Source organism: Microbispora sp. H10885, assembly GCF_014161415.1.
Lineage (GTDB): Bacteria > Actinomycetota > Actinomycetes > Streptosporangiales > Streptosporangiaceae > Microbispora > Microbispora triticiradicis.
In genome coordinates this window covers 262,468-277,513 of sequence record NZ_JABBWY010000007.1, presented here as the reverse complement: position 1 = coordinate 277,513, position 15,046 = coordinate 262,468, and the positions used below count along the sequence as shown (strand labels likewise).

Genomic DNA, 15,046 nt, shown 5'->3' with positions numbered 1-15,046 from the left:
GCGTCGCCTCACATTCCCGGCGGCCGCGTCGTCGGACAACCGGGACGCCGTGCGCACGGAACCCGCGCCGGCCCTTGGGCCGTAGAACCGCTGAAACTCAGGAGGAATGACCCCATGACGACCACTCCCACAGCAACCAGGGAAGACAGTCTCCAGTCGCGGCTGCCCGACCCCGTCCAGTTCTTCCCGGAAGAGGTGGCCGCGCTCGCCGGAGCCATGCTCAAGGCCACCCGGAACGGCTCGATCCCGCAGACCACCATCACCCTGGTGCAACTCCGCGCCGGGCAGATCGTCGGCAGCACCTACCACACCATCCGGCAGACGGGCGAGCTCCGCAAGGCCGGGGAGACCGAGGAGCGCATCACCGCCGTGGCGACCTGGCGGGACGCCCCCTACTTCACGGACGCGGAACGGATCGCGCTGGAGCTCGTGGAGGCCGTGCTCACTCCGAACCCCTCCGGGGAGCGCGTGCCCGACGAGCTGTACGCCAGAGCCGCCGCGCAGTACGACGAGAAGGCCCTCTGGACGCTCACGATCGCAATCGGCCAGATCTGCTTCTTCATCCCTGTCGCCCTCATCGCCCGGCCGATCCCCGGTGAGGCCCCCGGCAGGAACTACCGGAAGTGACGCGCCCTCGGCGCTGAAGAACGTGAGAGGCGGCACATAAACGACGGGGGCGCCGCCTCTCACACGTTCCCCCGCTCGACGCGGCCCCCGCTCCGCGTCGTTCACAGCCCGGCAGGCGACCTGCCGAGGCGCGCACCGCCGTGACCTCAGCCGCCTGGTCCGGGCCGGGGTTCTCGAACACGTGGCCCACGGCGTCTACCGGGTGGCCGGTGCTCCCCGCCCGGAACTGGAGGAACTGCGGGCCGCATGGCTCCAGCTCGCCCCCGAACTCCAGACGGACCGGCGAGGAGCCGCTCACGGAGTCGTCGACGACCTCGCCGCAGCCGTGGCACCCTACGCCGCGGCCTACGGACTGCCCGATGCGACCGGTCAGGAGTTCCTGGAGCACCTGACCCACCGATGCCTCTGAGGCACACCGCCGCGAACTGCTTCACGAGGCCGAGCTGTACGCGCCGAATGAAGCGATGTGGACAGCCGGGTACGCCACCGTGAAATCGGGCCCTGTTTGGAGCCGGCCCTGTCCGCACCGGGGAGCGGCGGTGGGGAAGCCTGCTCCCTCGGGCCGCTGCGAGCAATCGCTAGTCGTAAGCCACGAACCAGTCGAGAGACCGCTCAACAAGCACCTGTACGGCGGTGAACTGCCCCGAGGACGCCGGGGCGCTACTCGCCCAGACGAAATCCAGGCGGAGGGGTGGGCGGGGCTGGAAACGACTCGACCGCGCTGCCGCGGGGTTCGCGGTGTGCGCGGTCGAGGATTCGACGTCGGAACCGGGATGCCGTCCCTACGCCCCGGCGCGCCGGCAGATCGTGCCGGTCGCGCCCGGTCTTGGGGAGCACCCGTGGATCAGAGAAGATCTACGGGCGCTGTCCGGCCGTCTTCAGCGGGTGGCGCGGTTGACGGCGGAGATGATGGCCTTGAGAGAGGCGGTCGTCGTGTTGGCGTCGATGCCGACGCCCCACAGGACCTGCGTGCCGTTGGCGTCGCCGACCTCGCACTCCACGTACGACGCGGCCTTGGCGTCGGCGCCCGCGCTCATCGCGTGCTCGGTGTAGTCGAGGACGCGCACCCGCACTCCCACGCTCTCCAGCGCGTCGCAGAAGGCCGAGATGGGGCCGTTGCCGACGCCCTCGATCTCCCGGATCTGGCCGTCGATCCGCACGTCGGCGTTGATCGCGTCCTTGTCGTCCACGGCGGAGGTGTGCCGGTGGGCCAGCAGGCCGATGCGGCCCCAGGGGCTGGCCGGGTTGGGCAGGTACTCGTCGGAGAACCGCTCCCACATCTCGGCGGCGGTGACCTCGCCGCCCTCGGCGTCCGTACGGGCCTGGATGACGCGGGAGAACTCGATCTGCAGGCGTCGCGGCAGGTCGAGCTGGTGGTCGGCCTTCATGATGTAGGCGACGCCGCCCTTGCCCGACTGGCTGTTGACCCGGATGACCGCCTCGTACGAGCGGCCGATGTCCTTGGGGTCGATCGGCAGGTACGGCACGGCCCAGGTGAACTGGTCGACCGGCACCCCGGCCGCCGCCGCGTCGCGCTCCAGGTGGTCGAAGCCCTTCTTGATGGCGTCCTGGTGGGAGCCGGAGAAGGCGGTGTAGACCAGCTCGCCGCCCCAGGGGTGGCGCGGGTGCACGGGCAGCTGGTTGCAGTGCTCGACGACCCGCCGCAGCTCGTCCATGTCGGAGAAGTCGATCTCGGGGTCGATGCCCTGGGAGAACATGTTCATCCCCAGCGTGACCAGGCAGACGTTGCCGGTCCGCTCGCCGTTGCCGAACAGGCAGCCCTCGATGCGGTCGGCGCCGGCCATGTAGCCCAGCTCGGCGGCGGCCACCGCGGTGCCCCGGTCGTTGTGCGGGTGCAGCGACAGCACGACCGAGTCGCGGTAGGCCAGGTGGCGGTGCATCCACTCGATCTGGTCGGCGTACACGTTGGGGGTGGCCATCTCGACCGTCGCCGGCAGGTTCAGGATCACCTTGCGGTCGGGCGTGGGCTGCCACACGTCGTTGACGGCGTTGCAGACCTCGACGGCGTACTCCAGCTCGGTGCCGGTGAAGGACTCCGGCGAGTACTGGAAGTAGATCTCGGTGCCCTCCATCGCGGCCGCCAGCTTCTTGCACAGCTTGGCGCCCTCGACCGCGATCGCGGTGATGCCGTCCCTGTCCTGGCCGAAGACGACCCGGCGCTGCAGCGTGGAGGTGGAGTTGTACAGGTGGACGATGGCCTGGCGGGCGCCGCGCAGCGACTCGAAGGTCCGCTCGATCAGCTCGGGCCTGGCCTGCGTCAGCACCTGGATCACCACGTCGGAGGGGATCCGGTCCTCTTCGATGATCTGGCGGACGAAGTCGAAGTCGGTCTGCGACGCCGCCGGGAAGCCGACCTCGATCTCCTTGTAGCCCATGCGTACCAGCAGGTCGAACATCTTCAGCTTGCGGTCGGCGTCCATCGGGTCGATCAGCGCCTGATTGCCGTCGCGCAGGTCGACCGCGCACCACCGCGGCGCCTTGGTGATGACCTTGTCGGGCCAGGTGCGGTCGGTCAGCCGTACGGGCTCGTACGGCGTGTAGCGATGGAAGGGCATGGGGCTGGGCTGCTGTTCGTTGCTCATGATGCTCCTCGTCGGACGCGCGGCGGCCCCGTCTTCTGCCCGTGTGCACACGACGATCACGTCGTCACGATGGGTAAGGGGGCGCCGAGGGATGAACCAGGGCGGCCGACGCGCATGACTCTCGCCACCGCGGCGAGGGAGCCGGCCTCTTACAGGCCCTCGCCGCGGCGGATAAGAAGAAGAAGTCCGCGCAGCATGTCAAGCAGACTAGCAGACGCCTCGGCGGGACGAGACAAGCGATCAGATGGCGAGACGGGCCACGGAGCGGGGGCGGGTTAGGGTGTGCCGTGGACGAAGGAGGGGTCAGATGGAGGACAACCAGATCCTGGGGCAGATCAAGGACCTCGTCGAGGAGGAGCACTCGCTGCGCGAACGGCTCGTCGCGGGTGAGCTGACCTCGGAGGAGGAACACGCCAGGATCGCCTCGCTGGAGGAGCAGCTCGACCGCTGCTGGGACCTGCTCCGGCAGCGCCGGGCCCGGCGCGAGATGGGCGAGGACCCCGACAACGCCGCTCCCCGCCCCGTCAGCGAGGTGGAGAACTACCTGCAGTAAGGGTCCGCTCCGGCGCCACGGACCCGCGCCGCTCCGTCGGGCCGGAACCTGCCCGGCCACGGCGGAGGCCGCGCCCCCGCGCCACAACCGCCCCGCCACCTCGCCACGACAAAATGGTTCGCGCCGCGAAAAGGCGGTGCGGTTTCCTGTCGGCATGCACATCGAGCGCGTCGCCGCCGCGGAGCACGAGATCGGCCCGGAGGACGGCCCGGAGGACGGCCCGGCAGGTCTGGGCGGCCTGTACGAGATCGCCCGGGTCTGCGCCCGGCCCGGCCCGGCCATGTCGTGGCGGCACTTCGCCGCGAGCGCCGCGAGCGGGTCCTCCGGAGAGCGTACGGAGACCTGGGTGGCGCGTGACGGTGCTGAGGTGGTGGGCGGCCTCATCCTCCGCCTGCCGGCGCACGACAACACCCACCTCGCCCTGCTCCAGGTGATGACCCATCCCGGCCGCCGGCGCGAGGGCATCGGCGGAGCGCTGCTCGACCACGCCTCCGCGCGGGCTCACGCGGAGGGCCGGAGCGTGCTGGTCGGCGAGGCCCCCGCGGACGGCCCGGGCTCGGCCTTCGCCGACGCCCGCGGTTTCTCCCGCGCCACCACCGAGACCCGGCTGGTGCTCGACCTGCCCACGGCGGACTGGTCCGGCCTCGAACTCCTGCGGGCCCGCGCCGTACGGCACGCCACGGGATACTCGCTCGAACGGTGGGCCGGGCCGACCCCCGCCGACCTGCTCGACGACATGGCGCGGCTGAACGAGGGCATGAACGACGAGCCGCTCGGCGACCTCGCGATGGAGGACCAGCGGTGGAACGCGGAGCGTGTGCGCGCCCGCGACGAGATGCTCTCCCGGGCGGGCCAGCGGACCTACACCGTGATCGCCCGCCACCTGAGCGGTGGAGATCCAGCGGGATACACCCAGCTCGTCATGGACGCCGAGCAGCCGGAGGGATGGGTCCGCCAGTCCTCCACGGCGGTGCTCAAGGCGCACCGCGGCCGGCGGCTCGGTCTGGTGCTCAAGCTCGCCAACCTCATGTGGCTGCGCGCCTGCGAACCCTCGGCGGAGCGTGTGATCACGTGGAACTCCGTCGAGAACCCGCACATGCTGGCGATCAACGAGGCGATCGGCTTCACGGTCTTCGACACCTGGAACGGTTTGCAGCTCGCCGTCTGAGCGAAGGCCGGGCAAGACGGGAGGAAGCGGTCGGGCCGTGCGCAGTGCCGGGTCCGTACGGCCCCCACCCTGAAGGGTGCGGAGCCCGCGGCGCGGCCAAAGGCGTTCACACGCGCGATCGCTTCCTCCCTTCCAGCTTAGACACTCTCAGGCTCAGGTCCCATGAGGCGTCTCATTCCTCCGGGGACGCTGCCGACGGCCTTCCGCGGGACTGGGACGGTCACTTCGCCTGCCATGCGGTGAGGTGACACGTTCGATACCCCGCGCGACGCTTCCGGGGAGGGGCAGCACGCTGGAAGCATGGCGAACGCGAGGGACGGCTCAGCACCGGCGCCGAGGTGATTCGATGACGTGTGGATCATGGGCTCGGCGGCGGGGGCGCCTGGTCATCGTCGCGTTGGGTCCCACGGCCGGCGTGACGGCTGGAGGACTGACCAATCTGCTCACCATGACGTGGAACTGGTGGCTGTTCGGCGGGCTGGTTCTGATGACCAGCCTGGTGAGTGCGGGCACGCTGATCGCTCCTCCGCGCGGCGGCCCGCCGCACCCGGTGACGCCGCGGGCGGAAGATCAGCAGGCTGGTGCGCTGCTACAGCCTCCGTCCGGCACCCGGGTCTTCACAGGTCGCGGCAGGGAACTGCGCCGGCTGACAGCGCCTGCCTCCACGGAGAACCGAGCCGGACCTCTCATGCTGGTGATCAGCGGTATGCCCGGGACTGGGAAGACCGAACTGGCCATCCGCGCCACCCGTGCGCTGACGGCGCGCTACCCCGACGGATCGTTCTGGCTGGGCCTGCGCACGTACGCCGCGGCCGAGTCCCAGATGACCGGCACCGAAGCGTTGCGCACCCTGCTCAACGCCCTCAACGTACCGCCCGATCCGAACGCCACCACTGTGAACGCACTCAGCCGCGCGTGGCGTGCCGCCACCGTGGGCAAGAGGATGCTGATCGCCCTGGACGACGCCGATTCCGCCGAGCAGATCCGCCCCCTGCTGCCCGCAGCGGAAGAAGCGGCGGTCCTGGTCACCACCCGTCACGTGCTGATCGGCCTCGACCCCGACCAGAGCGTCACCTTGGCACCGTTCACCCGCGCCCAGGCGGCCGGCCTGGCCGGCGCCATCCTGCGCCGTGCCGGGCTGAACGACCCCCAGGCGGTCGCCGCGATCGCCGCCACCTTCCGGCTCCCACTCGCGGTCCGGCAGATGAGCGACCTGAAAGCGGCCAACCCCGCCCAGCGCATCCCCGCCTCTCCTGCGGAAACGATCGGTGACGAGACGGCCGCGGCGTTCGCCCGCTCTCTTGGGGCCCTGCCCAAACCCGCCCGTCTCGTGCTGCGCCGCGTCGCCCACTACCCCGGCTCGCTGATCACCGCGCCCGTCGCCGCCGTCCTCGCGAGCAAGCGAATCGACAAGGCCACCACGCTGCTGGCCACCCTCTATCAGCGCGGTCTGCTCATCCCGGACAACCGGACCAGTGGCGGCTACCGCATGCACGACGCCGTACGCGCCGCCGCGCTGATCGAATCGGACAAGCGCGACAGCTCCCGGCACCTGGCCGCCGCCGACGAACGACTCTTCCGGTACGCGAGAAGCGCGATCGGCGCCGCGGTTCTGATGGTCGACTCCAGCCTGCTCTTCACCGATACAGAGGCCGACAGACGTGACCTGATGCCACTTCTCCGGCATGAGTCCGACGTCGCCGCACTGCGATGGCTCGATCGGCATCACGCGGACCTACTCGCTGTGGCCCGCCGGTGCCTGTCCGCCCGCTCCCCCCAGGCATGGCGGCTGATCTACGAGCTGGAGTGCTACCAGCGGCTGCGCGGCTTCTACACCGAGATCATCGAATTGAACAGCCAGGCGCTGAGCCTGACCCTGTACACCGGCGACCCCCTCGGCCAGGCGGCCATGCACCAGAATCTCGGCCTGGTGGATATGCGCACCAGCAACTACCAGGCGGCGCTCGCGCGCTTCCAGGCCGCGCTCGCGCTTTACGAGCGGGCCGGCAGCCGAGCCGGTCAAGCGGGGATCCACCACGAGCTCTGCAATGTCAACAAGTGGCTCGGCGACCTCGCCCAGGCCCGAGCCCACGCGACGTTCTCCTTCGAAATGGCCTCCTCGGGCGACGACCTCGTCGAGCTGGCATTCGCCCACGCCAACCTCGGCATCCTCGACCGGCTGGAAGGCGGCTACGTCACCGCCCGCGAACATCTGACCCGGGCGATGAAGCTGTTCGAGCAGGTGGGGCAGCGCCGTGGCATCGGCATCTGCCACCGGCAACTCGGCATGCTGGACGAGCACCTGAGCCGGCACCACGACGCGCGAGCTCACCTGGACCATGCCCTCTCCCTGTTCCAGGAACTGGGAGACCTCATGAACCAGGCCGACGCCCACTACAACCTGGCCGTCGTCCACCGCGGGCTGGGCCTGTCGGCGACCGCCCACGAGCACGCCACCACCGCCCTCACCCTCGCCTCGCAGATCAGGCACGTCCAAGGACAAGCCGACGCGCACACGGAACTCGCCCATTTGGCGCAGACCATGGGTGACCACACGGCGGCACGTACCCATCTCCACCACGCTCGCGACCTTCACCGGCGCCTCCACCAGCACGGCGGACCGGGTCCAGACGTTCTGGACGCCGGAGATCCGGCGGTTCGGCGGGACGGCTAGGTGCAGAAGTCGGAGCATCGTTCACATGGCGCCGGCACGAGCCGCCGGTGTTCTCCGCGTTCCGGCCGCATCCCCGCCGCTGACGGCAGCCACCTCCGGACCGCGCGGGGGCGTGGGCATCGATCACGAGCAGGTGTCAGACCGAGAGCAGGCGGTGGACCTCCTCGTCCTGCAGGTCCCGCGCCGCGCCGGACCGTACGACCCGCCCCGCGTCGAGGATCAGGAAGGCGTCGGCCAGCCGCAGCGCGAGGTCCAGATACTGCTCCACCAGCAGGATCGCGAGCCCGGTCGCGTGCAGACGCTCGACCGCCTCCTCGATCTCCAGGATGATCGAGGGCTGGATGCCCTCGGTCGGCTCGTCCAGGATCAGCAGCTTCGGCCGGGTGACCAGGGCGCGGGCCATCGCGAGCTGCTGCTGCTGGCCGCCGGACAGGAAGGCCGCCGGCCGTTTGAGCAGCGGCTTCAGCCGGGGGAAGACCTCCAGGGCCTCCTCCACGGCGGCCTGGTCGCGGTGTGCGGACGCCTCCAGCGTGACCAGCAGGTTGTCCATCACGCTGAGCTGCGCGAACGTCTCGTGTCCCTGCGGCACGTAGCCCATGCCGAGCCGTACGCGCTGGTCGGGGCGCAGGCGGGTGACGTCCCTGCCCTCGAACGTCACCTTCCCGCCGGTCGCGGGGAGCACGCCCATGACGGTGTTGAGCAGGGTGGTCTTGCCGACCCCGTTGCGGCCCATCACGCAGACGAGGCGGCCGGGTGGCACCTCCAGCGAGACTCCGAAGAGCACCCGGGCCCGGCCGTACCCCGCTTCGAGTCCCTCAACGGACAGCATCCTCGGCACCTTCCCGCGCGCGTCCCAAGTAGATCTCCTGCACGTGCGGATCGGCCCGCACCTCGTCCACCGAACCCTCCATCAGCACCTTGCCCTCGTGCAGGACGGTCACCTGGGAGGCGTACCGGCGCAGGAAGTCCATGTCGTGCTCGACCACGATCACGGTGTGGTCGCGGGCGATCTCGGTGAGCAGTTCGCCGGTGCGCTCGCGCTCGTCGGACGCCATGCCCGCGACCGGCTCGTCGAGCAGCAGCAGCCGGGGCCGCTGGACGATCAGCATGCCGATCTCCAGCCACTGCCGCTGCCCGTGGGACAGCACCCCGGCCCTGCTGCGCGCCAGCGTGGTCAGGCCGATCGTCTCCAGCGCCGCCGCGACCTCCTCCGACACCCCGCGCCCGCGGCGCAGCAGCGACCACAGGGGACGGCGGAACGACGCGGCGAGGTCGAGGTTCTCCAGCACCGTGAGCTCCTCGAAGACCACGGAGGTCTGGAAGGTGCGGCCCACGCCGAGCCGGACGATCTCGTGCTCCCTGCGGCCCGCGAGATCCCGGCCCTCGAACCGCACCGATCCCGCGGTGGGCCTGGTCAGGCCGGTGATCACGTCGATGAGCGTGGTCTTGCCCGCGCCGTTCGGCCCGATGAGGAACCGCAGCTCGCCGCGCCCGACCGTCAGGTCCACGCCGTCGATGGCCCGGAAGCCGCCGAACGCGACCTGCAGCCCTCTGATCTCAAGTAACGCCGTCTCCGGAGACGTGGTCTCCGCCGGGGCCTCGCTCACGTCCCGGCCTCCCTTCTCCTGCGGACGAGCCCGGCGGCCAGGCCGGCGATGCCCCGGGGCGCGAGCGTCATGACGAGGACGAACAGGGCTCCCTGCAGGTACAGCCAGGCGGCCGGAAGCTCCTCGCTGAAGTACGTCCGGGCGTAGCCCATGACGACCGCGCCGAGCAGCGCGCCCGCGAGGGCGAAGCGGCCGCCGACGGCCACCCCGACGACGAGTTCCAGCGAGGGGACGACCCCCAGCAGCGCCGGCGAGATGATCCCGACCACCGGCACGAACAGCGCTCCCGCGATGCCGGCCATGCCCGCCGAGACGGCGAAGGTCAGCGTCTTCACGGTGGCCGGGTTGTACCCGAGGAAGCGCACCCGGTCCTCGCCGTCCCTGACCGCCAGCAGCAGCCGCCCGAACCGGCTGCGGACGAGCTGCCGGGCGCCCAGGTAGAGCACCCCGAGCACGACCGCCACCGTCAGGTAGAGCCCCCGCTGCGTCTCGTCGGCGGCGAGGTCCTGACCGAAGAAGTCGAAGAAGTTGGTCAGCCCGTTCGTGCCGCCGGTCAGTCCCTGCTGCCCCACCAGCAGGATCACCAGGGCCGCGGCCAGCGCCTGGGTGAGGATCGCGAAGTACGCCCCGCGCACGCGCTGGCGGAACACCAGCGCGCCGAGCAGCAGCGCGACCACGACGGGCACCGCGACGGCCATGGCGAGCGCGAACACCGGGTTGCCGAACGGTGTCCACAGCGCCGGGAGCTTCTCCACCCCGCTCCAGACCATGAAGTCGGGCAGGTCCCCGCCCGCGTCGTGGAGCTTGAGATACATGCCCATCGCGTAGCCGCCGAGGCCGAAGAACACCCCCTGCCCGAGCGTCAGCATGCCGCCCTGCCCCCACGCGAGGCCGATGCCCAGCGCCACGATCGCGTAGCACAGATATTTGGCCAGCAGGCCGAGCCGGAACGGCTCCAGCAGCAGCGGCGCCACGACCAGGGCGAGCAGCGCCACCGCCGCGAAGGCCGCCGGGCCCTGCCACCGGCGCGGCTCCCGCCGTACGACGGGCGGCGCCTCGGCGGGCGCCTCGACGGCCGTCACGTCAGCGCCCGCGATCGGACGAAGAACAGCCCCTGCGGCCGGATCTGCAGGAACCCGATGATCGCCACGAACACGATCACCTTGGCCAGGCTGGCGTCGCTCCAGAACTCGGCGTAGGAGTTCAGCAGGCCGAGGCCGATCGCGGCCAGCACCGCGCCGCGCAACTGCCCGAGACCGCCCGCCACGACCACCAGGAACGCGTCGACGATGTAGTACGTGCCGAGCGTCGGCCCGACCGGGCCGATCAGCGTGAGGGCGACCCCCGCGACCCCGGCCAGGCCGGAGCCGATGAAGAACGTCCGCTGGTCGACGCGCCCGGTGTCGATGCCGCTGGTGGCCGCGAGCCTGCGGTTCTGCATCACCGCCCGCATCCGCCGCCCCTGCCCGGTCTTGTGCATGTACGCCCAGATGGCGAGCACCGACAGCACGGCGAGGGCCATGATGAACAGCCGGTTGTACGGCAGGATGCCGAGGCCCCCGCGCAGCCAGGCCGGTGAGACGACCTGCACGTTGGGCGCCCCGAACAGGTCCCGGGCCAGTTGCTGGAGCATCAGGCTGACTCCCCAGGTGAGCAGCAGCGTGTCCAGCGGGCGGCCGTAGAAGCGCCGGATCAGCGTGCGCTCCAGCACCAGGCCCATGAGCCCGGCGACCACGAAGGCCGCCGGCAGGGCGACCAGGAATCCCACGCCCTGCAGCAGGTAGGCCGTGTAGGCCCCCGCCATGATGAACTCTCCGTGGGCCATGTTGATCACGCCCATCTGCCCGAACGTGAAGGTCAGCCCGAGAGCGATGAGCAGCAGGACCGCTCCGATCGACAGTCCGATCGGCAGCTGGTTCAGCACCCCTTCCACGTCACCTCCCGACGTTGTCCCGCGCCGGGGCGCGGCGCGCCCCGGTCGCGGCTGTGTACGGTCATCGGCGGCGGTCAGACCAGGCCGCCGGCCCAGGAGTACGTCTTGAGGTAGGGGTCCGGCTTGATCGGCTCACCGGAGTTCCAGACCTCCTTGATCTGGCCGTCCGGCTGGACGACGCCGATGCGCGCGGTCTTGTACACGTGCTGGTTGTCGCCGTCGATCGTGACCTTGCCCTCGGGGCGGTCGAGCGAGACGCCGCCGGCCGCCTTCTTCACGGCCTCGACGTCGGTGCTCCCGGCCTTCTTGGCGGCCTCGGCCCACAGGTAGACGGCGTTGTATCCGGCCTCCATGGGGTCGGAGGTCACCTTGTCCGCGCCGTACTTGGCCTTGAAGGCGGCGACGAACTTCTGGTTCGCCGGGGTGTCGGTCGTCTGGTAGTAGTTCCAGGCCACGAGCTGCCCGGCGACGTTGTCGACGCCGATGCCCTTGACCTCCTCCTCGGCCACCGACACCGACATGACCGGCATCTGCTCGGCGCTGACCCCGGCGCTCTTGAGCTGCTTGAAGAACGCGACGTTGCTGTCGCCGTTCAGGGTGTTGAACACCGCGTCCGGCTTCGCCTCGGTGATCTTGTTGACCAGCGTGCTGTACTCGGTGTGCCCGAGCGGGGTGTACTCCTCGCCGAGGACCTCCATGCCGTTCGCCGCGGCGTACGCCTTGATGATCTTGTTCGCGGTCCTCGGGAAGACGTAGTCGCTGCCGACGAGGAAGAGCTTCTTCTTGCCCTTCTCCTTCAGGTAGTCGAGCCCGGGGACGATCTGCTGGTTGGTCGTGGCTCCCGTGTAGAAGATGTAGGGAGAGCTCTCCAGTCCCTCGTACTGGACCGGGTACCACAGCAGCGCCTTGCGCTTCTCGAAGACGGGGAGCATCGCCTTGCGGCTCGCCGACGTCCAGCCGCCGAAGACGGTGGCGACCTTGTCCTGCGCGATCAGCTTGGTGGCCTTCTCCGCGAACGTCGGCCAGTCGGAGGCGCCGTCCTCCACGACGGGCTCCAGTTTCTTGCCCAGCACCCCGCCCGCCGCGTTGATCTCGTCGATGGCGAGCAGCTCGGCGTCCCTGACCGTGACCTCGCTGATGGCCATGGTGCCGCTCAGGGAGTGCAGGATGCCGACCTTGATGGTGTTTCCGCCCCCGGACGAGGCCGATGTGTCACTTTTTCCAGATTGTCCAGCGCATGCCGCGAGCGTCACCGTCGAGAGAGCGATGACCGCTCCGGTACGCCATAATGAGTTACGCAAGTGCCTCTCCTTGCCGCCTACGGCCCCCGCGCCGATCCGTCTGCCGCAAAGGTGAGCGCGCGCTATTTCCCGTCGAAATCACGACGGTTAACAACTCATTAGCGAAGCCTCACCGCCTTCCGGATACGCATACGAAATGCCTGGGTAACGCGGGAGAAACCGCGGGTACCTATCGTCCCGCCATGCGGCTCACTCCACACGAACAGGAACGGCTCCTCATCCACGTCGCCGCGGGCGTGGCCCGCGACCGCAAGGAGCGCGGCCTTCGCCTCAACCATCCGGAGGCGACGGCCCTCATCGCGTCCTTCCTCCTGGAGGGCGCCCGGGACGGCCGGAGCGTCGCCGACCTGATGGACGCCGGCCGCAGGGTGCTGCGGCGCGAGGACGTCATGGACGGGGTGCCCGAGATGCTGGAGTCCGTCCAGATCGAGGCCACCTTCCCCGACGGCACCAAGCTCGTCACCGTCCACCAGCCGATCTCATGAGCTCGGCGAGCGGCGCGGGCGCGCCGGGCGAGATCCTGTACGGCGAGGGCGACGTGCCGCTGAACCCCGGCAGGGAGCGGATCACCCTGAGGGTCGTCAACACGGCGGACCGGCCGGTGCAGGTCGGGTCGCACTACCACTTCGCCGCCGCCAACCCCGGTCTGGAGTTCGACCGGGAGGCGGCCTGGGGCCACCGCCTCGACATCCCCGCGGGCACCGCCGTCAGGTTCGAGCCCGGCGTGGAGCGCGACGTGACGCTGGTTCCGCTCGCGGGCGCGCGGGTGGTGCCCGGCCTGCGCCCCGAGTGGGCCGGGCCCCTGGACGGAAGACCGACGGGGACCGAAAGACCGACGGGGACCGAAAGGACGACGGGTGCCTAGTATCGAGCGCTCCCGCTACGCCGCGCTGTACGGGCCGACCACCGGCGACCGGGTGCGACTGGCCGACACCGACCTGTACGTCGAGGTGACCGAGGACCTCTCGATGGGGCCCGCCGGGGCCGGCGACGAGGCCGTGTTCGGCGGCGGCAAGGTCATCCGCGAGTCGATGGGACAGGCGCGCGCCACCAGAGCCGAGGGCGCGGCCGACCTCGTCATCACCGGCGCGGTGATCCTGGACCACTGGGGGGTCGTCAAGGCCGACATCGGCGTGCGCGACGGCCGCATCGTCGCCATCGGCAAGGCCGGCAACCCCGACACGATGGACGGCGTCCACCCCGATCTGGTCATCGGGCCGTCCACCGAGATCCTCGCGGCGAACGGCAAGATCGTCACCGCGGGCGCGGTCGACTCGCACGTCCACCTGATCTGCCCGCAGATCCTCGACGAGGCGCTCGCCTCGGGCGTGACCACGATCGTGGGCGGCGGCACCGGGCCCGCCGAGGGCACCAAGGCCACCACCGTGACCGGCGCCTGGTACCTCGGCCGGATGCTAGAGTCCCTGGACGCCTACCCGGTCAACGTGGCCCTGCTCGGCAAGGGCAACACGGTCAGCGAGGAGGGGCTGCTCGAACAGCTCAGGGCCGGCGCGTCGGGCTTCAAGCTGCACGAGGACTGGGGCACCACCCCCGCCGCCATCGACGCGTGCCTGCGGGTGTGCGACGCGACGGGCGTGCAGGTCGCCATCCACACCGACACCCTGAACGAGGCGGGGTTCGTGGAGTCGACCCTGGGCGCCATCGCCGGCCGCGGGATCCACGCCTACCACACCGAGGGCGCCGGGGGCGGGCACGCGCCGGACATCATCACGGTGGCCTCCCACGCCAACGTGCTGCCGTCGTCCACGAACCCGACCCGGCCGCACACGGTCAACACCCACCACGAGCACCTGGACATGCTCATGGTGTGCCACCACCTCAATCCCTCCATCCCGGAGGACCTGGCCTTCGCCGAGTCGCGGATCCGGCCGTCGACGATGGCGGCCGAGGACGTGCTGCACGACATCGGCGCGATCTCGATGATCGGCTCGGACTCGCAGGCGATGGGGCGCGTGGGCGAGACGGTCATCCGCACCTGGCAGACGGCGCACGTGATGAAGCGCCGCCGGGGCGCGCTGCCCGGCGACGGCCCGGCCGACAACCTGCGCGCCCGCCGGTACGTCGCGAAGTACACGATCAATCCGGCCGTCGCCCACGGGCTCGACGCGGAGATCGGCTCGGTCGAGCCCGGCAAGCTCGCGGACCTCGTCCTGTGGAGCCCGGCCTTCTTCGGGGTCAAGCCCGATCTCGTGATCAAGGGCGGGGTCATCGCGTACGCGCAGATGGGCGACGCGAACGCGTCGATCCCGACGCCGCAGCCGGTGCTGCCCCGCCCGATGTTCGGCGCGGCCCCGGCCACCGCCGCGGCGACGTCGCTGCACTTCGTCGCGCCGCTCGCGCTGGAGGACGGCCTCGCCGACCGGCTGGCCGTCCGCAGGCGGCTGGCCCCGGTGGCCGACGTCCGCTCCCGGCGCAAGGACGCGATGCCCCTCAACGACGCCCTGCCGGACATCCGGGTGGACCCCGACACGTTCGCCGTACACGTGGACGGCGAGCTCATCGAGCCCGCCCCGGCCGAGACGCTGCCGATGGCGCAGCGCTACTTCCTCTTCTGAGAGG

Annotated in this window: 13 protein-coding genes and 1 pseudogene; 8 read left to right on the top strand and 6 right to left on the bottom strand. The window is 70.5% G+C overall.

Features of this window, described 5'->3' with window-relative positions; all coding sequences use genetic code 11:
* The first annotated feature begins 114 nt into the window (after positions 1–114).
* Together HHX37_RS20255 and HHX37_RS20250 are read left to right on the top strand one after the other, a co-directional pair.
* The gene (locus tag HHX37_RS20255; protein ID WP_182874727.1) at positions 115–627 is read left to right on the top strand and encodes a carboxymuconolactone decarboxylase family protein; all 513 of its coding nucleotides are present in this window, start codon (positions 115–117) and stop codon (positions 625–627) included.
* A 112-nt stretch (positions 628–739) separates the two neighbouring features.
* Positions 740–1,036 (top strand): annotated as a pseudogene (locus tag HHX37_RS20250) (type IV toxin-antitoxin system AbiEi family antitoxin domain-containing protein); the annotation flags it as partial.
* A 469-nt stretch (positions 1,037–1,505) separates the two neighbouring features.
* Here the strand turns inward: HHX37_RS20250 and leuA are convergent.
* Positions 1,506–3,230, bottom strand: coding sequence for a 2-isopropylmalate synthase (gene leuA, locus HHX37_RS20245; protein WP_182886386.1), 1,725 nt, complete (start codon positions 3,228–3,230; stop codon positions 1,506–1,508).
* Between the two features lie 307 nt (positions 3,231–3,537).
* Here leuA and HHX37_RS20240 point away from each other — a divergent pair, with 307 nt between their 5' ends.
* The 3 genes from HHX37_RS20240 to HHX37_RS20230 all read left to right on the top strand — a co-directional run bounded on the left by HHX37_RS20240 (position 3,538) and on the right by HHX37_RS20230 (position 7,625).
* On the top strand, positions 3,538–3,783 hold the full coding sequence (locus tag HHX37_RS20240) for a DUF2630 family protein (protein WP_111697182.1): 246 nt from the start codon (positions 3,538–3,540) through the stop codon (positions 3,781–3,783).
* Between the two features lie 154 nt (positions 3,784–3,937).
* On the top strand, positions 3,938–4,951 hold the full coding sequence (locus HHX37_RS20235) for a GNAT family N-acetyltransferase (protein WP_182886385.1): 1,014 nt from the start codon (positions 3,938–3,940) through the stop codon (positions 4,949–4,951).
* Positions 4,952–5,366: 415 nt separating this feature from the next.
* Positions 5,367–7,625, top strand: a complete 2,259-nt coding sequence (locus HHX37_RS20230) for a tetratricopeptide repeat protein (RefSeq protein WP_182886384.1) — start codon at positions 5,367–5,369, stop codon at positions 7,623–7,625.
* A gap of 136 nt (positions 7,626–7,761) precedes the next feature.
* On the opposite strand, the gene urtE is transcribed toward HHX37_RS20230, so the two are convergent.
* From urtE to urtA, 5 genes are all read right to left on the bottom strand, one after another.
* A complete protein-coding gene (gene urtE / locus HHX37_RS20225; RefSeq protein ID WP_182886383.1) occupies positions 7,762–8,454 on the bottom strand; it encodes an urea ABC transporter ATP-binding subunit UrtE in 693 nt (230 codons plus the stop codon).
* Complete coding sequence (urtD, locus tag HHX37_RS20220; RefSeq protein ID WP_182886382.1) at positions 8,441–9,232, bottom strand: urea ABC transporter ATP-binding protein UrtD; 792 nt, start codon at positions 9,230–9,232, stop codon at positions 8,441–8,443. Before urtD ends, urtE begins: the two co-directional genes overlap by 14 nt.
* Positions 9,229–10,314, bottom strand: coding sequence for an urea ABC transporter permease subunit UrtC (gene urtC, locus HHX37_RS20215; RefSeq protein ID WP_182879307.1), 1,086 nt, complete (start codon positions 10,312–10,314; stop codon positions 9,229–9,231). The genes urtD and urtC overlap by 4 nt, the downstream gene beginning before the upstream one ends.
* Complete coding sequence (gene urtB / locus HHX37_RS20210) at positions 10,311–11,165, bottom strand: urea ABC transporter permease subunit UrtB (RefSeq protein ID WP_111697189.1); 855 nt, start codon at positions 11,163–11,165, stop codon at positions 10,311–10,313. The genes urtC and urtB overlap by 4 nt, the downstream gene beginning before the upstream one ends.
* A 74-nt stretch (positions 11,166–11,239) precedes the next feature.
* Positions 11,240–12,433: an urea ABC transporter substrate-binding protein gene (gene urtA, locus HHX37_RS20205; protein WP_204288235.1), complete on the bottom strand. Its 1,194-nt coding sequence runs from the start codon at positions 12,431–12,433 to the stop codon at positions 11,240–11,242.
* Positions 12,434–12,648: 215 nt separating this feature from the next.
* On the opposite strand from urtA, the gene HHX37_RS20200 reads away from it, so the two are divergent.
* Genes HHX37_RS20200 through HHX37_RS20190 form a run of 3 tightly spaced genes read left to right on the top strand, consistent with a single transcriptional unit; the run spans position 12,649 to position 15,042 of the window.
* On the top strand, positions 12,649–12,951 hold the full coding sequence (locus HHX37_RS20200; RefSeq protein WP_111697191.1) for an urease subunit gamma: 303 nt from the start codon (positions 12,649–12,651) through the stop codon (positions 12,949–12,951).
* Entirely contained in the window at positions 12,948–13,331 is a 384-nt protein-coding gene (locus HHX37_RS20195) for an urease subunit beta (RefSeq protein WP_182886381.1), read from the top strand. Before HHX37_RS20200 ends, HHX37_RS20195 begins: the two co-directional genes overlap by 4 nt.
* On the top strand, positions 13,324–15,042 hold the full coding sequence (locus tag HHX37_RS20190; protein WP_182874736.1) for an urease subunit alpha: 1,719 nt from the start codon (positions 13,324–13,326) through the stop codon (positions 15,040–15,042). Before HHX37_RS20195 ends, HHX37_RS20190 begins: the two co-directional genes overlap by 8 nt.
* The last annotated feature ends 4 nt before the right edge of the window (positions 15,043–15,046 follow it).